A 21505-nucleotide genomic window follows, 5' to 3' on the forward strand; every position below is an offset into this window, starting at 1 on the left:
GGTTACCTCTCCTCGTTCGGGTCAAGATCGTTGTGGAGCACGGGAAACTCTCCGTACCAGTTGGCCACATCCCGCTCGGCGGCGGCAATAATGGCCGGGGCGGCCCGGAATAGGGGTCGACGAGATCGCTTGCGTCCCAATGTGGCGTTGGTTGCGTCCAACGCACCCAATGTGGCGTTCGGTGCGTTGAATCAGCGCTGCGGCGCGAAGCGCCTCCGTTGAGGGTGGTGGCGGGGGCATGGATGGAGCACCGAACGCCACATTGGGGCGTTTGGGGTCAGTCGTCGTCACCACCGCCGATCGCCATGCTGATCAACGCGTCGGTGTCGAGGTCGTCGATCGTGGCCTCTTCGACGGCTTCCGGTTCCGCGGTGTCCTCGTCCGGCAGGCGGACGCCGGCCAGCTCCAGCAGCCCGGCCAGGAGCCCGGCGGCCCGCAGCTTCTCCAGCGGGATGGCTGCCAGCGCGTCACGGACCCCTTGCTCCGTCGCGGTTTCCTCGACTACCTCGACCTCGGCCGGCGCGAGCTCGCCGACCAGGTGCTCGGCGAGGATCCGCGGGGTCGGGTAGTCGAAGATCAGGCTGACCGGCAGCTTCAGGCCGGTGACGAGGCTGAGCTTGTTGCGGAACCCGGTGGCGGACAGCGAGTCGAAGCCGACCTCGTTGAACGAGCGGTCCGGTTCCACCGCCTCGAGCTCGGCGTGGCCCAGCAGGGCCGCCGCGTGCGTGCGCACCAGGGTCAGCACGGCCGGGACGCGCTTGGCCACCGGCAGCCCGGCGAGCTTCTTCGCCAGCGTCTCGGTGTCCTCGGCCACGTCCTGCGCCGCCCGGCGGCCGGGGGTGCCGGCCAGGCCGCGCAGGACGGCGGGCAGGTCGTCGTCCTTCGACGATGCCAGCACGCGGGTGTCCAGCGCGATCGGCACCAGCAGCGCGTCGGTGCCGCCGGCCGCCGCGTCCAGCAGGGCCAGCCCGTCCTCAGTGGACAGTGCGGTGATGCCGGTCTCGCCGATGCGGTGGGCATCCGCGTCTTCGAGGGCCTCGCCCATGCCGCCGGCCCACAGGCCCCACGCCAGCGACGTGCCGGCGAGGCCGTCGGCCCGGCGCCGGGCGGCGAGGGCGTCGAGGAACGCGTTGGCCGCGGCGTAGCTGCCCTGGCCCGGTGCGCCGAGGACGCCGGCGGCCGAGGAGAACAGCACGAACGCGCTCAGGTCGAGGTCCCGGGTCAGCTCGTCGAGCACCGAAGCCGCGTCGGCCTTGGGCCGCAGCACGGTGTCCAACCGGGACGGCGTCAGCGACGTCAGCACGCCGTCGTCGAGGACGCCGGCCGCGTGCACGACGGCCCGCAGCGGCGCCTCCGCCGGGATCCCGGCCAGCAGCTCCGCCACGGCGTCGCGGTCGGCGACGTCGCAGGCGGCGATGGTGACGTCGGCGTCGAGGTCGGCCAGTTCGGCCGCTCCCGGTGCGTCGGCGCCCCGGCGGCTGACCAGGAGCAGGTTGCGGACGCCGTGCTCTTCGACCAGGTGCCGGGCCACGGCCGAGCCGAGCGCCCCGGTCGCGCCGGTGACCAGGACCGTGCCTTCTGCGTCCCACACCGGGGCCGCGATCGCGTCGGCCGCCTTGGCCAGCCGCGGCACCAGCACCGCGCCGGCCCGCAGCGCCACCTGCGGCTCGTCGGAGGCCGCCACCGCGGCGAGCGTCCGGCCCGCCGGGGTGCCCGCGCCGAGGTCGACGAGGGTGAGCCGGCCCGGGTGCTCGGCCTGCGCCGAGCGGACCAGCCCGGCCACCGCCGCGCCGACCGGGTCGGGGTTCTCCCCCGCCTCGGCCGCCACCGCGCCGCGGGTCACCACGATCAGCGACTCCCCCGGTCCGGCCAGCCAGGACTGCAGTTCCCCGAGCACGCGGTGCAGCTCGGTGTGGAGGTCGTCGCCGGCCACCGGCAGCACGGCCGGGCCGGTCGCCCCGGCCTCGGCGCCCAGCGCTTCGGTGAGGCCGAAGGCGTCGGTGCCCAGCACGGCCCAGTCGGTGACCTCGGCGACCGCGTCCAGTTCGACGGGCTCCCAGGCGACGCGGAACAGCGTGTCACCGCCACCGGTGGGCGCGGCCTGCGGGACGGCGGACATCGGCCGCAGCAGCAGCGACTCCACCGACGCGACCGGGGCACCGGCGCCGTCGGCGACGTCGAGTGAGACCGCGCCGGTGCCCGCCGGGCGGACGTGGACCCGCAGGGTCGTCGCGCCGACGGCGTGCAGCCGGACGCCTTCCCAGGCGAACGGCAGAGCGGGCTCGCTGCCCGCGGCGCCGGAGACGCCGATGGTGTGCAGGGCGGCGTCGAGCACGGCCGGGTGGACGCCGTAGCGGTCCACATCGGACACCGACGCCGGGAGCCGGATCTCGGCGAACGCCTCGCCGTCGCGCTTCCAGGCCGCGACGAGCCCGCGGAACGCGGGACCGTAGGCCAGCCCGTCGGCCGCCAGCTCCTCGTACGTGCCTTCGAGGTTGACCTGCTCGGCGCCGGCGGGCGGCCAGGCCGTCAGGTCGAAGCCCGCCTTCTGGGCCGCCTTCGCGAGCTTGCCGGTGGCATGCCGCGTCCACGCGCCGCTCGCGCCCTCGGGCCGCGAGTGGACGCTGAACGCGCGGCTGCCGTCGGCGCCGGGGGCGTCGAGGGCGAACTGGACGCGGACGCCGGACCGCTCCGGCACGACCAGCGGGTACTCCAGGGTCAGCTCGTCCAGGCGCGGGCAGCCGGCCTCGTCGCCGGCGCGGATCGCCATCTCGACGAACCCGGTGCCGGGGAACAGGATCGCGCCGCCGACGACGTGGTCGGCCAGCCACGGGTGCGTCCCGACGGAAAGCCGTCCGGAGAACAGCAGCCCGTCGGCGCCGGCCAGTTCGAGCGCCGACCCGAGCAGCGGGTGGTCCTCCTGGCTCGCCGAGCCGGTGGTGCTCTCCAGCCAGAAGCGCTGCCGCTGGAACGGGTAGGTCGGCAGCGCGACCGGACGGCCGCCGGTGGGCTCGTACACCGCGGCCCAGTCGACGTCGACGCCGCTGACGTGCAGCTGCGCAAGGCCGGTCAGGGCGGCGACGGCTTCGTCGTTCTCCTTGTGCAGCAGGGAGGCGAGGACGTCCGGCCGTTCGTCGAAGCACGCTGCCGTCATCGCGGCGAGCGTGGTGTCCGGGCCCAGCTCCAGGAACCGGTTGACGCCCTCGGCCGCGGCGCGGGTGACCGCGTCGGCGAACCGGACGCCTTCGCGGACCTGCTGGACCCAGTACTCCGGCGAGGTCAGGTCGGCGCCCTCGGCGACCGTCGAGACGACCGGGATCCGCGGCGAGGTGTAGGTCAGCTCCGCGGCGATCGCGCGGAACTCCTCGAGCATCGGCTCCATCAGGCGGGAGTGGAACGCGTGCGACACCTTCAGCTGCTTGGTGCGCTCGAACTTCGCCGCCACCGCGGCCACGGCGTCGGCCGCGCCCGAGATCACGACGGAGTTCGGGCCGTTGACGGCGGCGATGTCGACGCTGTCGTCGCCGACCTCCTCCGGCGTCGCTTCGATCGCCACCATCGCGCCACCGGCCGGCAGCGCCTGCATCAGCGCACCCCGGGCGACGACCAGCTTGGCCGCGTCGGCCAGGGAGAACACGCCTGCGCAGTGGGCCGCGGCGATCTCGCCGATGGAGTGGCCGAGCAGGACGTCCGGCTTGACGCCCCACGACCGCACCAGGCGGAACAGCGCGACTTCCAGCGCGAACAGCGCGGGCTGGGTGTAGCGGGTCTGGTCCAGCTCGTCGGTGACCGAGCGGATCGGGCGGTCGAGGTGCCGGTCGACTTCGGCGCAGACCTCGTCGTACGCGGCCGCGAAGGCCGGGAACTGCTCGGCGAGCCGGGCCCCCATGCCGACGCGCTGCGCACCTTGCCCGGCGAACAGGAACGCCGTGCGCCCACCGGCGGTGGCGATGCCGCTGACGACGCCGCGTGCCTCTTCTTCGTCGACCAGTGCGGCGAGCCCGCGGACGAACTGCGGCGACCGGCTGCCGATCAGCACCGCGCGGCGGTCGAACGCGCTGCGGGTGGTGGCCAGCGAGAAGCCGATGTCGGCGAGGCTGCCTTCCGGGTCTTCGTCCACATAGGACATCAACTGCTCGGCCTGTGCGCGCAGGGCCGCCGCGCCGCGGCCGGACACCGGCCACGCGACCGGACCTTCGTAGTCCTGCCCGCCGGTGACCTCGCGGCGATCGCCCTCCTCCAGGATGACGTGGGCGTTGGTGCCGCTGACGCCGAACGACGAGACACCGGCCCGGCGGATGTGCCCGTTGGGCAGCCACTTCACCGGCTCCACCAGCGGCCGGACCGCGCCCGACGACCAGTCGATCTCACTCGACGGGCGGCCGACGTGCAGCGTCGCGGGCAGCTCGCCCTGGCGCATGGCCATCACCATCTTGATGACACCCGCGGCGCCGGCCGCGGCCTGGGTGTGGCCGAGGTTCGACTTGACCGAGCCGATCCACAGCGGCCGGTCGGCCGAGGTCTCCTTGCCGTAGGTGGCCAGCAGCGCCTGGACCTCGATCGGGTCGCCCAGCTTCGTGCCGGTGCCGTGCGCCTCGACGGCGTCGACGTCGGCCGCGGTGATGCCCGCGTCGGCCAGTGCCGCCCGGATCACCCGCTGCTGCGCGGGGCCGTTGGGGGCGGTGAGGCCGTTGGACGTGCCGTCCTGGTTGACCGCGCTGCCCTTGAGCACCGCGAGCACCGGGTGGCCGAGGCGGCGGGCCTCGGACAGCCGCTCCAGCACCAGCACGCCGACGCCTTCGGACCAGGTGGTGCCGTCGGCGTCGTCGGAGAACACCTTGCAGCGGCCGTCGGCGGCCAGCCCCTTCTGGCGGCTGAACTCGACGAACGTCTCCGGCGTCGCCATCACGGTCACGCCGCCGGCCAGGGCCAGGGAGCAGTCGCCGCCGCGCAGGGCCTGGGCGGCCATGTGCATCGCGACCAGCGAAGACGAGCACGCCGTGTCGACGCTGACCGCCGGGCCCTCCAGGCCGAGCGTGTAGGACACCCGGCCGGTGACGATCGAGCCGGCGCTGTTCGCGCCCACGTAGTCGTGGTACTGGACGCCCGCGTAGACGCCGGTCGGGCTGCCCTTGAGCGAGGCCGGGTCGATGCCCGCGCGCTCGAGCGCCTCCCAGCAGGCTTCCAGCAGCAGCCGCTGCTGCGGGTCGATCGCCGGGGCTTCCTTGGGCGACACACCGAAGAAGGTGGCGTCGAAGTCACCGGCGTCGTGGACGAACCCGCCGCGGGCCACATACGTCGTGCCGGGGCGGCGGCCGGTCGGGTCGAGCAGGCCGTCGACGTCCCAGCCGCGGTCGGCCGGGAAGTCGCCGATGGCGTCGCGGCCGCCGGCGACGAGGTCCCACAGCTGCTCGGGCGAGGTGACCCCGCCGGGCAGCCGGCAGGCCATGCCGACGATCGCGATGGGCTCGTCGGACGCCTTGGCCGACGCCGTCTCGATCTCTGCCACCCCGCCCGTCAGCTCGGTGAGCAGGTGCGCGGCCAGCGCGGACGGCGTCGGGTGGTCGAAGATCAGCGTCGCGGGCAGGCGCTGCCCGGTCGCCGCGGTGAGGCCGTTGCGCAGCTCGATGGCGGTGAGCGAGTCGAAGCCGAGCGACTGGAACTGCGCGGACGGCGCGATCTCGTGCCCGCCGCCGTAGCCGAGGACGGTGGCCGCGTGCCCGCGGACCAGGTCCAGCACGGCGTCGGCCCGGTCGGCCTCCGGCAGAGCGCGGACGCGGGCGGCGAAGGAGTCCTCGGCGGCCGCGGCCGCACTCGCCGCGACGCGCCGGGTGGGCCGTCCGGTCAGCTCTTCCAGGGTCTTCGGGATCCGGTCCAGCTTCCGCAGGGCCGGCAGGTCGAGCTTGACCGGGACGACGGCGGCCTGGCGGGAGGCCAGCGCGCGGTCGAACAGGCCGAGCGCGTCCGAAGTGGACAGCGGCACGATGCCGCCCGAAGCCAGGCGCGCGACCTCGGCCTCGGTCAGGGTGCCGCCCATGCCGCCGACCTCGCCCCACAGGCCCCAGCCCAGGGACAACGCGGGCAGGCCGCGGGCGACGCGGTGGGCGGCGAGGCCGTCGAGGAACGCGTTCGCGGCGGCGTACCCGCCCTGGCCCGGCGCGCCGAGCACGCCGGAGACCGAGGAGAACAGCACGAACGCCGAAAGCGCCGTGTCGCGGGTGAGCTCGTGCAGGTTCAGCGCACCGTCGACCTTCGGTCGCAGCACGGTGTCGAGGCGCTCGGGCGTGAGCGCGGTGATGACGCCGTCGTCGAGGACGCCGGCGGCGTGCACCACCGACGTGAGCGGGTGCTCGGCGGGGATCCCGGCCAGCACTTCCGCCAGCGCCGCGCGGTCGGCGACGTCGCAGAGCGCGATGTCGACGTGCACGCCCAGCTCGGCACCCAGGCCCGCCAACGCGGGCGTGCTGCGGCGGCTGACCAGCAGGAACCGCCGGGCGCCGTGCTTTTCGGCCAGGTGCCGGACGAGCGCGCCGCCGAGCGCGCCGGACGCGCCGGTGACCAGCACGGTGCCGCCCGGGTGGAAGTACGCCGGTTCGACGGCCGCCGCGGCGCGCACCAGCCGCGGGACGAGGACGGCGCCGAAGCGGACCGCGGCCTGGGCTTCCCCGGTGGCGAGGACCTGCGGCAGCACCTCGGCCGCGGTGCTTTCCGCGTCCAGGTCCAGCAGTACGAACGTGTCCGGGTTTTCCTCCTGCGCCGAGCGCACGAGGCCCCAGGCCGCGGCCGCGGCGAGGTCGGTGACGCCCCCCGCCGCCGGGACGGCACCGCGGGTGACGACGACCAGGCGCGCGTCCTCCGGGTGCTCCTCGGCCAGCCAGACCTGCAGCGCGCCGAGCACGCGCCCCAATGTGGCGTTGGGTGCGTCTGACGCACCCAATGTGGCGTTCGGTGCGTCTGACGCACCGAACGCCACATTGGGGCGCTCGGTGCCGGTGCAGTCGAAGACCGCGGCCGCCGAGGCGTCCACTGTGGACTCCGCGGGGATGCGCTGCCACTCGATCCGGTACAGCGGCGCCTCGGCCGCGACCGGCGCGGTGAACGCGCGGAACACGGTCTCGGCGACGGTGGCGACCGGCGCGCCGGTGGCGTCGGCGAGCGCGACTTCGAAGCCGTCTTCGGTGGTCGGGGTGAACTTCACCCGCAGTGCCGAAGCGCCGGTGGCGTGCAGTTCGACACCGGTCCAGCAGAACGGGACGCGGCCGACGCCGCCGTCTCCCCCGCCCGCGACGCGCAGGGCGTGCGTGCAGGCGTCGAGGGCGGCCGGGTGGAGGCCGAAGCGCTCGGCGTCGCTGTCCTCGGGCAGCGCGACCTCGGCGAACACCTCGCGGCCGCGGCTCCAGACCGCCCGCAGCGAGCGGAACAGCGGGCCGTAGGTGAGGCCGGTGCCGGCGAAGTCGTCGTAGAGGCCGTCGATGGCGACGGGCTCGGCGCCGGCCGGCGGCCATTCGGTCAGTGCGGTCCCGCGGTGCGTCTGCGGGGCGACGGTGCCGGTCGCGTGCGTCACCCACGGGTCGCCGGTGTCCTCGGGACGCGAGTGGACGCCGACGGCGCGGACACCGTTCTCGCCCGCGGCGCCGACCGTGACCTGCACCTGGACGCCACCGCGGTCCGGGACGAGCAGGGGGCTGCCGAGGGTGAGCTCCTCGATCCGGCCGCAGCCGACCTGGTCGCCGGCGCGGATGGCCAGCTCGAGGAAGGCCGTGCCGGGCACCGTGGCGACGTCGCCGAGGCGGTGCTCGTCGAGCCAGGCGTGGGTCTCGAGGGACAGCCGTCCGGTGAGGACGACACCGTCGGTGTCGGCGAGCGCGACGGCCGCGCCGAGCAGCGGGTGCCCGGCCGAGGTGAGGCCGGCGGCGGACACCTCGTCGCGGTTGGCGCGGGCGTCGATCCAGTAGCGCTTGCGCTGGAAGGCGTACGTCGGCAGGTCGACGCGCCGGGCGCCGCGGCCCGCGAAGACCGCGGCCCAGTCCGGGTTCAGGCCGCTGACGTACAGCTCGGCCAGCGCGGTGAGCGCGGTGGCGGGCTCGGGGCGGTCCTTGCGCAGGACCGGCACGACGACGGCGTCCGTCGCCTGCCGGGTCAGCGCGGACAGCACGCCGTCCGGGCCGACCTCGACGAACCGCGAGACGCCCTGGTCGCTCAGTGCGGTGAGGCCGTCGTGGAACCGGACGGCCGCGCGGACGTGCGAGACCCAGTACTCCGGCGTGGCGACCTCTCCCCCGGCGAGCGCGCCGGAGACGTTGGAGACGAGCGGGATCTCGGGCTGGTGGTAGGTGAGCGTGCGCGCGACCTCGGCGAACTCGGCCAGCATCGGTTCCATCAGCGGTGAGTGGAAGGCGTGCGACACCTTGAGCTTCGACGACTTGCGCCCCTCGAACTGCCCGACCACGGCCGTGACGGCGTCCTCGGTGCCGGAGAGCACCACGGAGTCCGGGCCGTTGATGGCGGCGATGCTGACGCCGTCGGTCAGGTGCGGCGTGACCTCGTCCTCGGTGGCCTGCAGCGCGACCATCGCCCCGCCGGTCGGCAGCGCCTGCATCAGCTTGGCGCGGGCGGCGACCAGCTTGGCCGCGTCGGCCAGGGACAGCACCCCGGCGACGTGCGCGGCGGCCAGTTCGCCGACCGAGTGGCCGAGCAGGAAGTCGGGCTTGACGCCCCACGACGACAGCAGCCGGAAGAGCGCGACCTCGATCGCGAACAGCGCGGGCTGGGTGTAGCCGGTCTGGTTGATCAGCCGCGGCTTGTCGAAGACGACCGTCTTCAGCGGCCGGTCCAGATGCTGGTCCAGCTCCGCGCAGACCTCGTCGAGCGCGGCGGCGAACACTCCGAACGCGGCGGCCAGCTCGGCTCCCATGCCCACGCGCTGCGCACCCTGGCCGGAGAACAGGAACGCGGTGAGCCCTTCGACGGGCGTGCCGGCTTCCACGGCCGCAAGACCCGCCTTGCCGTCGAACACCACCGCACGGTGGCTCAGCGGCGAGCGCGACGTCGCCAGCGAGAACCCGATGTCGAGTGCCGAAGCGTCCACATCGGACAACTGAGCTGCCTGCGCCTTCAGTGCGGCGGCACCGTGCCCGGAGAGGGGCCACGGGACCGGCACGTCCGCGGGCCAGCTCGGCGTGCCGTCCTCGACGTCGACGGCGGGCGCTTCCTCGATGATCACGTGCGCGTTGGTGCCGCTCACCCCGAACGACGAGACACCCGCGCGACGCGGCGTCGAACCCGCCGCCCACGAACGTTCCTCGGTCAGCAGCTCGACGTTCCCGGCGGTCCAATCGACCTCCGTGCTCGGCTCGGTGACGTGCAGGGTCTTCGGCAGCAGGCCGTGGCGCAGCGCCTGGACCATCTTGATCACGCCGCCGACGCCGGCCGCGCCCTGGGCGTGGCCGATGTTCGACTTGATCGAGCCCAGCCACAGCGGGCGGTCGCGGTCCTGGCCGTAGGTGGCGAGCAGGGCCTGCGCCTCGATCGGATCGCCGAGCGTGGTGCCGGTGCCGTGCCCTTCGACGGCGTCCACATCGGACGCAGAGAGCTGCGCGTTGGCCAGCGCCTGGCGGATGACGCGCTGCTGGGACGGGCCGTTGGGTGCGGTGAGGCCGTTGGACGCGCCGTCGGAGTTCACGGCGGTGCCGCGCACGACGGCGAGGACCCGGTGGCCGTTGCGGCGCGCGTCGGACAGCCGCTCCAGCAGGAGCGTGCCCGCGCCTTCGGCCCAGCCGGTGCCGTCGGCGCTGTCGGAGAACGGCTTGCAGCGGCCGTCGGCGGCGAGGCCGCGCTGGCGGCTGAAGGCGACGAACGGGCCGGGCCGCGACATCACCATCACGCCGCCGGCGAGCGCCAGCGTGCAGTCGCGCTGCCGCAGCGCCTGCACGGCCAGGTGCAGCGCGACCAGCGACGACGAGCAGGCCGTGTCGATGGTGATGGCCGGGCCTTCCAGGCCGAGGGCGTAGGCGATCCGGCCGGAGATGACCGAGCCGGCGTTGCCGGTGCTCAGGTAGTCCTGCACCTCGCCGGCGAGCACCGCGGGCGGCAGCTCGTCGTAGTAGTCCTGGTCGCCGCTGCCGAGGAAGACGCCGACCTGCTGCTTGGCCAGGGAGTGCGGCGCGATGCCGGCGCGTTCGAACGTCTCCCAGGCCAGCTCCAGCGTGAGCCGCTGCTGCGGGTCCATGGCGAGCGCCTCGCGCGGCGAGATGCCGAAGAAGGGAGCGTCGAACTGGGCGACGTCGTGGATGAAGCCGCCTTCGCTCACGTAGCTCGTGCCCGGGCTGTCGGGGTCGGCGTCGAACATCGTGTCCAGGCCCCAGCCGCGGTCGGTCGGGAACGGCCCGATCGCGTCGCGGCCCTGCGCCACCAGCTCCCAGAGGTCCTCGGGCGAGCGGACGTCGCCCGGGTACCGGCAGCCCATCGCGACGATGGCGATCGGCTCGGCGTCGGCGGCCTCGACCTCGCGCAGCCGCTCCCGCGTCTCCTGCAGGGTGGCGGTCACCCGCTTCAGGTAGTCGACCAGCTTGCTTTCGTCAGTCATCGTGGACATACCTCTCAGGCGCCGAGCTCGTTGTCGATGAGGGCGAACAGCTCATCCGTGGTCGCGGTCTCCAGCACTTCGGTGCTCTTCGTGCCGGACAGGGTCTTGTGCAGCGTGGTGACCATCGCCTGCAGCCGGGCGACGATCCGGGACCGGTCGATCTCGGCCGCGTCCAAAGTGGAGGCAATGCCTTCGAGCCGGTCGAGTTCGGCTTCCAGGGGGACCGCGGTCTCGCCGCCGCCCAGCCGGCTCCACAGGTGCTCGGCCAGCGCCTGCGGGTTGACGTGGTCGAACGCGACGGTCGCGGGCAGTTTCAGGCCGGTGGCCGCGCCGAGCCGGTTGCGGAGGTCGACCGCGGTGACCGAGTCGAAGCCCAGCTCCTTGAACGCACGCGCGGGTTCGACCGCCGAGCCGCCGTCGTAGCCGGCGACCACGGCGACCTCGCCGCGGACCAGCTCCAGCAGCGTCCGCTTCTGTTCGGCCGGGGTGAGCGACGCGAGCTTGGCCTGCAGGTCACCGGTGTCGGCCGGGGTTTCCGTCTTGTCCTCGGCGACCTCGGGCAGCCCGCGCAGCAGCGGCCGCGGGCGGGCGAGCTGGTAGACCGGGGCGAACGCGGCCCAGTCGATGTCGGCGACGACCAGGTGGGTCTCGTCGCGGTCGAGCGCCTGGCCCAGCGCTTCGACGGCGAGTTCCGGTGCCATCTCGGCCAGGCCCATGCGGCGCAGCAGGTCGCTCGCCTCGGCGTCGACCATGCCCCCGCCGCCCCAGGAACCCCAGGCGATCGCGGTGGCTTTCCGGCCGGCCGCGCGGCGGCGGCGGGCGAGCGCGTCGAGGTAGGCGTTGCCCGCGGTGTAGGCGGGCTGGCCGGAGGTGCCCCACACCGCGGCCCCGGAGGACATCAGCACGAACGCGTCCAGCTCGGTGTCGCCGAGCAGCTCGTCGAGCAGGGTGGCACCGGTGACCTTGGCGCGGGTGGCGGCGGCGAACTCGGCGGGCGTGACGTCGGTCAGCGGCGACTCGGCGGTGAGCACGCCGGCCGCGTGCACGACCGCCGTCGGCGGGTGCTCGGCCAGCAGCGCCGCGAGCTGCTGCTTGTCGGAGACGTCGCAGGCCACGACCGTGGCGCCCAGCTCTTCGGCCAGCTCCCGTGCGCCTTCGGCGTCGATCCCGCGGCGGCTGGTGAGCACGATCTTTTCGGCGCCGCGGCCGGCCAGCCAGCGGGCGACGTGCGCGCCGACCGCGCCGGTGCCGCCGGTGACCAGGACCGTCCCGCGCGGCCGCCACTCCTCGGCGGTGCCGGTGAGCGGAGCGTGGACCATGCGCCGGGCGAACACGCCCGACGGCCGGATCGCGACCTGGTCCTCACTATCCACACCGGACACCACCGCGGCGAGGCGGGCGGCGTCGGCGGGACCGTCGACGTCGACCAGGCCACCCCAGGTGGCGGGCTGGTCGAGCGCGGCGACCGTGCCGAGGCCCCAGACCGCGGCGGCGGCCGGGTCGGCGCCGGCGAAGGCGTCGACCGCGACCGCGCCACGGGTGACGACCCACACCGGGGCATCGGTGTCGCGCAGGGCCTGCAGCAGCGCGATGGTGGCGGCGACCGCAGTGCTGAGCGCGGGGTGCTCCGGGTGTTCGCGGGTGTCGAGGGCCAGCAGGGACAGCACGCCGTCGAACGGCCGCAACGCCGTCGCTTCGGTGAGCACCTCGGCCAGTTCGCCGTGCTCGGCGATCACCCGGACGACATCGCCCTGCCCGGCGAGCGCGTCGGCCAGCTCGGCCGCCTCGGGAACGTCGGCCGGGACGACGACCAGCCAGGTGCCGGCCAGCCCGCCCGTGACGGTCAACGGCGCCCAGGACACGCGGTAGCGCCAGGACTCCACAGTGGACAGCTCGGTGCGGCGGCCGTGCCAGGCGGCGAGCGCCGGGACGATTTCCCCGAGGGGGGCGGCTTCGACGCCGAGCCGGGTGGCCAGCGCGTCGACGTCGCCGCTCGTGACGTCCTGCCAGAAGTCCTGGTCGGCGACCGAGGCCTGGGGCAGCGTCGTGGCGGTTTCCTCTTCGAGCCAGAAGCGCTTGTGCTGGAACGGGTACGTCGGCAGGTCGGCGATCCGGCCGCCGGGCACCAGCGACGCCCAGTCCGCCGCGCCGCCGCGGACCGCGTGCTCGGCCAGCGAGGTCGCGAACCGCGTCATGCCGCCTTCGTCGCGGCGGAGGGTGCCGGTGACGGACCCGCTGTGTCCCCCTTCGTCGAGGGTTTCCTGGATGCTCATCGCCAGCACCGGGTGCGGGCTGACCTCGACGAACCGGGTGTAGCCCGCCTCGGCGAGCTGCGCGACGACCGGCGCGAACCGGACTGTCGTGCGCAAGTTCGTGAACCAGTACTCCGCGTCCATGGTGGCGCCGGGCTCCTCGGTGACCGTGGACGTCATCGCGACGGACCCGGCGCCGGGCTCGATCGGGCCGAGGTCGGCGAGCAGGCGGTCGGCGAGGTGCTCGACGTGCGCGGAGTGGGAGGCGTAGTCCACCGGGACGCGCTTGGCGCGGAAGCCCTCGGCGACGAGCTGGTCACGCAGCTCGTCGAGGGCCTCGCCGTCGCCGGACAGCACGGCCGAGGTGGCGCCGTTGTCGGCGGCCAGGGAGATCCGGCCGTCCCAGGCGTCGAGGCGGGTCAGCAGCTCGGCGGCGGGCAGGCCGGCGGCGAGCATCCCGCCACCGCGGCCGCCGAGGACGTCCCCGATCGCCTTGCTGCGCAACGCGACCACGCGGGCACCGTCCTGAAGGGACAGTGCGCCCGAGACGCTCGCGGCGGCGATCTCGCCCTGGGAGTGGCCGATCACCATGTCCGGCTCGACGCCGTGCGCGCGCCACAGCGCGGCCAGCGACACCATCACCGCCCACAGCATCGGCTGGACGACGTCGACCCGGTCGGCGGGCGGGGTGCCCGGCTCGCCGTGCAGGACGTCGATGACCGACCAGCCGGTGAACTCGCGCAGCGCGGTGTCGCACTCGGCCATCCGGGCGGCGAACGCCGGCGACTGGGTCAGCAGCTCGGTCGCCATGCCGGTCCACTGGGAACCCTGGCCGGGGAAGACGAACACGGTCTTGCCGCGGACGTCGGCGGTGCCGGTCACGACGTCGGGGCGCGAGCCGCCCGCGGCCAGCGTCTCCAGGGCCTGCTTCGGGTCCGCCGACAGCACCACCGCGCGGTGGTCGAGCCGCGCGCGGCCGGTGGCGAGGGTGTGGGCGACGTCGACGAGGTTGCCGTCCACGTGGGACGCGAGCTGCCCAGCGGCCTCGGCGAGCGCGGCCGGGGTCTTGGCCGACAGCACCAGCGGGTGGACCGCGGGCAGCGGCGGCGCGACGGCGTCGCTCTCGGGTGCCTGCTCCAGGATGACGTGCGCGTTGGTGCCGCTGACGCCGAACGACGACACCGCGGCCCGGCGCGGCCGGCCCACCTCGGGCCAGTCGCGGGCCTCGGTGAGCAGCTCGACCGCACCGGCCGTCCAGTCGACGTGCGTCGAAGGCGTGCCGACGTGCAGGGTGCGCGGCGCCTTGCCGTGGCGCAGCGCCTGCACCATCTTGATCACGCCGGCGACCCCGGCGGCGGCCTGCGGGTGGCCCATGTTGGACTTGATCGAGCCGAGCAGCAGCGGCTCGCCGGTGGTGCGCTGCCCGTAGGTCTCCATCAGCGACTGCGCTTCGATCGGGTCGCCGAGGGCGGTGCCGGTGCCGTGCGCCTCGACGAGGTCCACATCGGAGCGTGACAGCCCGGCGTCGGCCAGCGCGGCCTCGATCACGCGGACCTGCGAGGGGCCGTTCGGGGCGGAGAAGCCGTTGCTGGCGCCGTCCTGGTTGATCGCGGAGCCGCGCAGCAGGGCGAGGACGCGGTGGCCGTTGCGGCGCGCGTCGGACAGCTTCTCCAGCACGAGGACGCCGACGCCCTCGGCCCACGACGTCCCGTCGGCGTCGTCCGAAAAGGACTTGCTGCGGCCGTCGGCCGACAGCCCGCGGCGCCCGCTGAAGTCGACGAACATCTCCGGCGTGCCCATCACGGCGACGCCGCTCGCCAGCGCGAGCGAGCAGTCGCCGTCACGGAGGCCCTGGGCGGCCATGTGCAGCGCGACCAGCGACGACGAGCACGCCGTGTCGACCGAAACCGACGGGCCTTCGAGGCCGAGGGTATAGGAAACCTGGCCGGAGACCAGGCTGCCGTCCGGGCTGCCGCCGCTGTAGTCGTGGTACATGACGCCGGCGTAGACGCCGGTCGGGCTGCCCTTGAGCGAGTGCGGGTCGAGCCCGGCGCGTTCGAAGGCCTCCCAGGAGGCTTCCAGGAGGATCCGCTGCTGCGGGTCGGAGCGGCGGGCGTCGCGCGGGCTGATGCCGAAGAACTCGGCGTCGAAACCGGGGGCGTCGTAGAGGAAGCCGCCGTGGCGGGTGTAGGTCTTGCCCGGCCGGTCGGGAGTGGGGTCGTAGATGCCCTCGAGGTCCCACCCGCGGTCCGCGGGGAACTCCCCGATGACGTCCCGGCCCTGGTCGACCAGGTCCCACAGGTCGTCCGGCGTCCGGACACCGCCGGGGTAGCGGCAGCTCATGCCGATGATGGCGATGGGCTCGGTCTGGCGGGTCTCCAGCTCCTGCACCCGGCGCCGGGCCGCCTGCAGGTCCGCCGTCGCGCGCTTCAGGTAGTCGCGGAGCTTGTCCTCGTTGCTCATGAGATGCCCAACTCTTCGTCCAGCACGGCAAAAAGCTCGTCGTCGGTGGCTTCGTCCAGGTCCGCGGCCTCGGTGGTGGCCGTGTTCGCCTCGGTCCACTTGCGCAGCAGGGCGTCCAGACGGGCGGTGACCTTCGCCGTCGAGCCGTTGAGAGAACCCGCTCCGGCCAGGAGCGTCTCCAGGCGGTCGATCTCGGCCAGCAGCGAGTCCGCCACGCCGCGGGCCGGGCCCAGCAGGGCGTGGAGCCGCTTGGCCAGCGCGGCCGGTGTGGGGTGGTCGAACACGATGGTCGCCGTCAGCTTCAGGCCCGTCAGGGCGCCCAGCTGGTTGCGCAGCTCCACCGACGTCAGTGAGTCGAAGCCCATCTCCTGGAACGCACGCTCCGGCTCGACGAACCCGAGCCCCAGCACCGCCTTGACCTGCCCGGACACGACCTCGAGGAGGTACGCCTCGCGCTCGGACTCCGGCAGGGCGGCCAGGCGGGCGGCGACCGCGCCGTCGGTCTTCGCGGCGGCGCGGCGGGGTGCTGGGCGGACCATGCCGCGCAGGACCGGCGGGAGCGAGTCCGCGCGGGACCGCAGGGCCGCCAGGTCCAGCTTCACCGGCGCCAGGACGGCGTCGTCGGCGACGAGGCACGCGTCGAACAGCGCGAGGGCGTCGGCGGTTGCCATCGGCGGGGTGCCGAGGCGGCGCAGGCGGCGGAAGTCGGCCTCGGTCAGCTCGCCGGCCATGCCGCCGTCGTCGGCCCAGGCGCCCCAGTCGAGGGAGGTCGCCGGAAGGCCCTGGGCGTGGCGGTGCCGGGCCAGTTCGTCGAGGAAGGCGTTGGCCGCGGCATACCCGGCCTGGCCGGCGGCCAGTACCGTGCTCGCGGCGGAGGAGAACAGGACGAAGGCGTCGAGGTTCTCGGTCAGCTCGTGCAGGTGCCAGGCGCCGTCGACCTTCGGGGCGAAGACACGGTCGAGTTCGTCGTCGGTGAGGTTCTCGACACGGCCCGCGGACGGGACACCGGCGGCGTGCACCACGGCGGTCAGCGGGACGCCCTCGACCAGCTCGGCCACCGACGCGCGGTCGGTGACGTCGCAGCTCGCGATGGTGACCTCGGCGCCGAGGCGCGTCAGCTCGTCGCGCAGGTCCGCGGCCCCGGGGGCGTCGGCACCGCGGCGGCTGGAGAGCAGCAGGTGCCGGACGCCGTGGTTCGTCACCAGGTGCCTCGCGACGACGGCGCCGAGGCCGCCCGTGCCGCCGGTGATCAGGACCGTGCCACCCGCGTTCCAGCCCAGCGCGCCGGACGGTGCCGCCGCGACCAGCCTGGGGACGTAGGCCGTCCCCTCGCGGACGGCCACCTCGGGCTCGCCGGTCGCCAGCGCGGTTTCGACGTCGCCGTCAACGAGCACGAACCGGCCCGGGTTCTCGGCTTCGGCCGCGCGGACCAGACCCCAGACCGTCGCGAGGGCCGGGTCGACGTCTTCACCGTGCACCGACACCGCGCCGTGCGTGACGACGGCCAAGCGGTCTTCGGTGTTCCGGATGGCGTCGAGCACCTGGCGCGTGGCCGCGCGGGCCCGTTCGGGCACCGTACCGTCCACATCGGACACTTCCAGGACGGTGGCTTTCGTTTCCGCCCCGTCGGCAGCGGGTTCCCAGGCGATGCGGAACAGCGAACTCGGGGCCGGCTTGTCGAGGGAGATCGGCCGTGCGGCCAGGGAGCCGACCGTCAACACCGGAAGGCCGGTGGTGTCGGCGATCCGCAGGGTGATGGTGTCCGGGCCGGTCGGCGACACGTGGACGCGGACCGCGGCGGTCCCGGCGGCGTGCCAGGTCGTGCCGCTGAACGCGAACGGCAGCATCGGCTTCGCGGCACCGTCCTCGGGCGCGGGGCCGAGCAGCTGGGCGTGCATGGCGGCGTCGAACAGCGCCGGGTGCAGGCCGTAGTCGCGGGCGTCTTCCGAGAGCTCGACGTCGGCGTAGACGTCGTCGCCGTGCCGCCACATCGCCCGCAGGCCCTGGAAGGCCGGGCCGTAGTCGTAGCCCAGGTCTGCCAGCTGCGCGTACGGGTCTTCGAGGGGGACCTCGGTGGCTCCGGCGGGCGGCCACGCGGTGAGGTCGAACGCCGGCGCGGCCGCCTCGGCCGTGACGAACCCTTCGGCGTGCCGGGTCCAGGCGTCGTCGCAGTCGGGCCGGGAGTGGACGGTCAGCCGGCGGCGGCCGTCCTCTTCGGCTTCGAGGGTGACCTGGACTGCCGCGCCCGTCGTCAGGGCGAGCGGGGCGTGCAGGGTCAGCTCGTCGAGCCCGGCGTAGCCGATCTCGTCGGCCGCGGCGCGGGCCAGCTCGACGAACGCCGTGCCGGGAACGAGGACCGTGCCGAGCACGACGTGGTCGGCCAGCCACGGCACGGTGTCCGTCGAGAGGCGGCCGGTGAGGACGATCGTGTCGGTCTCCGGCACGCGGACGACGGCGCTGAGCATCGGGTGGCCGGCGACCTGCTGGCCGTGGTCGCCGGCGTCGCCGGTCGCGGTCGGGGCGGCCAGCCAGTAGCGGGTGCGGCGGAACGCGTAGGTCGGCACCTCGACGCGGCGCGCTCCGGCGTAGAAAGCGTGCCAGTCCACCGGAATCCCGCGGGTGTGCAGGGCGGCGACCGCCGTGACGACGGACTGGGCCTCGTCGCGGTCCGGGCGCACGGCCGGGACGAACACCCGGGTGTCGTCGTCCAGCGCGGTGCTCCCGGCGGCGGTCAGGACCGCGGCGGGGCCGATTTCGACGAACGTCCGGACGCCGTCTTCGGCGAGGGCGCGGACGGCGTCGTCGAACCGGACGGTCGCGCGGACCTGCTCCACCCAGTACTCCGGCGAAGCCAGGTCGGCACCGGCGGACACGGTCGAGGCGATCGGGATCTCGGGCTTGGCGTAGCTGAGTTTCGCCGCCACGGCCGCGAACTCGGCCAGCATCGGCTCCATCAGCGGCGAGTGGAAGGCGTGCGAGACGCGCAGCTTCTTGGCGCGCTCGAAGTGCGCGGCCACGGCGGCCACGGCGTCTTCGGTGCCCGAGACGACCAGCGACGCCGGCCCGTTGATCGCGGCGACGCTCACGCCGTCGGTCAGCAGCGGGGTCACCTCGGCCTCGCCGGCCGGGATGGCGACCATCGCCCCGCCCGCGGGCAGCGCCTGCATGAGCCGGGCGCGGGCGGCGACGAGCGTGCAGGCGTCGTCGAGCGAGAGGACGCCGGCGACGTGCGCCGCGGCCAGCTCGCCGATCGAGTGGCCGAGCAGGTGGCCGGGCCGCAGGCCCCACGACTCGAGGAGCCGGTACAGCGCGACCTCGAAGGCGAACAGCGCGGGCTGGGTGGTCCCGGTCTGCGCGAGGGCTTCGGCGTCGTCCAGGGCAGCCCGGTCGAGGCCGAGGCGGGTGCACGCGGCGTCGAGGGCTTCGGCGAACACCGGGTACTTCGCCAGCGCGCGGCCCATCCCGGCGCGCTGGGCACCCTGGCCGGTGAAGAGGAAGGCCGTCCGGCCGGTGCCGCGGCGGCCGCGGACGACGTTCGGCGCGGCTTCGCCGTTCGCGAGGGCGGTCAGCCCGGCGCGCAGCTCGGCGGCGTCGGCGCCCACGACGACGGCCCGGTGGTCGAGCGCCGAGCGGGTGGTGGCCAGCGAGAACCCGATGTCCGCGAGGTCGCCGGGGTGGTCCACGAGCCGCCGCGCCTGCGCGGCGACGGCGTCCACGGAGTCCGCCGAGACCGGCCAGGCGACCACCGGAACGTCGGTGGCGGGCGCTGCTTCGGCGGGTTCGGCCTGCTCGATGATCACGTGGGCGTTGGTGCCGCTGATGCCGAACGACGACACCGCGCCGCGGCGGGGCCGGCCGGCTTCGGGCCAGTCGCGGGCCTCGGTGAGCAGCTCGACGGCACCGGCCGACCAGTCGACGTGCGGCGACGGCGCGTCGACGTGCAGGGTCTTCGGCAGCACGCCGTGCCGGATGGCCTGGACGACCTTGATCACGCCGCCGACGCCCGCGGCCGCCTGGGTGTGGCCGATGTTGGACTTGAGGGAGCCGAGCCACAGCGGCTGCTCGGCGCGGTCCTGGCCGTAGGTGGCCAGCAGGGCCTGCGCCTCGATGGGGTCGCCGAGCTTCGTGCCGGTGCCGTGGCCTTCGACGAGATCGACGTCCGAAGTGGACAGACCGGCGGTGGCGAGGGCCTGGCGGATCACGCGTTGCTGCGCCGGTCCGTTGGGGACGGTCAGGCCGCTGGAGGCGCCGTCGGAGTTGACCGCGCTGCCGCGGACGACGGCGAGGACGTCGTGGCCGAGCCGCTGGGCGTCCGACAGCCGCTCGACGACGAGGACGCCGACGCCTTCGCCCCAGCCCGTGCCGTCGGCACCGGCGGCGAAGGCCTTGCAGCGGCCGTCGTCGGACAGGCCGCGCTGCTCGGTGAAGTAGACGAAGGTCTCGGGCGTGGCCATGACCGTGACGCCGCCGACGAGGGCCAGCGAGCAGTCGCCGCGGCGCAGCGCCTGCGCGGCCCAGTGCAGGGCGACGAGGGAGGACGAGCACGCGGTGTCGACGCTGACGGCCGGGCCTTCCAGCCCGAGCGCGTAGGCGACCCGGCCGGAGACGACGCTGCCGGCGGCCGCGTGGCCGAAGTAGTCGTGGTACATGACGCCGGCGAAGACGCCGGTGCTGCTGCCGCGCAGGGTCTCGGGCACGATGCCGGCGCGCTCCAGCGCGGTCCAGGAGGTCTGCAGCAGCAGGCGCTGCTGGGCGTCCATGGTGAGGGCTTCGCGGGGCGAGATCCCGAAGAACTCCGGGTCGAACTCGGCGGCGTCGTACAGGAAGCCGCCTTCGCGGGTGTTGGTGGTGCCGGACCGCTCCCCCGCCGGGTCGTAGAGCCGGTCGAGCGGCCAGCCGCGGTCGGCGGGGAACGCGCCGACGCCGTCGGTCCCGGAAGCGACGAGCTCCCAGAGGTCCTCGGGGCTCTCGACACCGCCGGGATAGCGGCAGTCCATGCCGACGATCGCGATCGGCTCGGAGTCGCGCCGCCGGACCTCCTGCAGGGCACCCTTGGCCTCGCGCAGGTCGGCGGTGGCGCGCTTGAGGTAGTCGAGCAGCTTCCGCTCGTTTTCGGCGCTCACGCCATTACCCCCGTTCCGGCGTACAGCCGGGAAATGGCAGGAAAAACGGTACTCACGTAATCGACCACCTAACCGCGAAAAGGGTGGAAGGTGCCACGCCGAAAACGCTACCGAGAGACTTTCGGCCAACCCACCCCTAACGGGGCGGGCGCGGCCCCACACTTGCCGGCCCGGCCCCCGCGCGCACCCGGTCGTGAGTGGAAACGCGCGTTCCAACGCGCTTTCCCACTCACGACAGCCGCGGCAGACCGCTTACGCGCGGGTCAGCTCCGCCACCACGTCGCGCGGGGCCGGCAGGGCCGCGATTTCCTCCCGCAGCGCCTCCGCCGCGCCGCGCAGCGAGGCCAGCTCGGTGACCGCCGAGGCCGAGCCCACGTGTCCCGCACCGGCCGCCGCGATGCGCGTGGCGATCGGTGTCTCCGTCAACGACAACTGCGGCAGTCCGTGGGCCGCTGCGGCCAAGGCGAGCGAGGCGTCGCCGTCGTGGATGACCGCCGTGCACGTCGGCAGGACCGCCGCCGGCGGCGCCGCGTCGACCAGGCGCACGTTCGGCGGCATCGGCACCCCCGACGGGATGCTCGCCGGGTCCGTCGCCCACACGACCTCCGCGTCCAGGCCCGCGACCGCGTCGAACACCGGCCCGGCCTGCGTCGCGTCCGTGAGCGACAGCAGTACCCGGCTGCGCCTTGCCTTGCGGCGCAACCAACCCGGCACCTCGACCGGCCCGAAGTACGGCACGTGCCGGATCGGGCGGGCCCCGGCGGCGGCGGGATCCCGCAGCGACGGCGGCACCGTGTCGAAGCCCGGACCGGGCTCGTCCAGCGGACCCCGCAGCCGGACCGTCCCGGCCTCCGCCGAGACCGCCGCGTCGGACACCACCACGGCGGGCCGCCACAGTGCGGCGAACTCCGCCGGGTCGAGGTCGACCGCGACGCAACCGGTCGTGAGGATCTCGTCGACGAACGACGGCTCGCCGGCGATCTTCACGTCGTGGCCGGCGGCCCGCAGCGCCCACGCCAGCGGGACCAGGTTGTGCAGCCGCGCGGGCGACGACGAGGCGGCCAGGAGTACGCGCATGGGAT

Annotated in this window: 3 protein-coding genes and 2 pseudogenes; all 5 read right to left on the reverse strand. The window is 74.4% G+C overall.

Going from position 1 to position 21505, the window contains the following annotated elements; all coding sequences use genetic code 11:
- Nucleotides 1-277: 277 nt before the first annotated feature.
- The 5 genes and pseudogenes from BLW76_RS30850 to BLW76_RS30865 all read right to left on the reverse strand — a co-directional run bounded on the left by BLW76_RS30850 (nucleotide 278) and on the right by BLW76_RS30865 (nucleotide 21500).
- Nucleotides 278-10585 (reverse strand): type I polyketide synthase, encoded by a 10308-nt coding sequence (locus BLW76_RS30850; RefSeq protein WP_091320072.1) that lies wholly within the window; start codon nucleotides 10583-10585, stop codon nucleotides 278-280.
- A gap of 14 nt (nucleotides 10586-10599) precedes the next feature.
- Complete coding sequence (locus tag BLW76_RS30855; protein ID WP_482746699.1) at nucleotides 10600-15270, reverse strand: type I polyketide synthase; 4671 nt, start codon at nucleotides 15268-15270, stop codon at nucleotides 10600-10602.
- Nucleotides 15253-15300: pseudogene (locus BLW76_RS50930) on the reverse strand (polyketide synthase docking domain-containing protein); the annotation flags it as partial. The pseudogene BLW76_RS50930 and the gene BLW76_RS30855, both read right to left, overlap by 18 nt.
- A pseudogene (locus BLW76_RS30860) lies at nucleotides 15297-20399 on the reverse strand (type I polyketide synthase); the annotation flags it as partial. The pseudogenes BLW76_RS50930 and BLW76_RS30860, both read right to left, overlap by 4 nt.
- A 276-nt stretch (nucleotides 20400-20675) precedes the next feature.
- Nucleotides 20676-21500: a nucleotide disphospho-sugar-binding domain-containing protein gene (locus BLW76_RS30865; RefSeq protein ID WP_167384783.1), complete on the reverse strand. Its 825-nt coding sequence runs from the start codon at nucleotides 21498-21500 to the stop codon at nucleotides 20676-20678.
- Between the last annotated feature and the right edge of the window lie 5 nt (nucleotides 21501-21505).

This window comes from Amycolatopsis tolypomycina (assembly GCF_900105945.1).
Taxonomy (GTDB): Bacteria; Actinomycetota; Actinomycetes; order Mycobacteriales; family Pseudonocardiaceae; genus Amycolatopsis; species Amycolatopsis tolypomycina.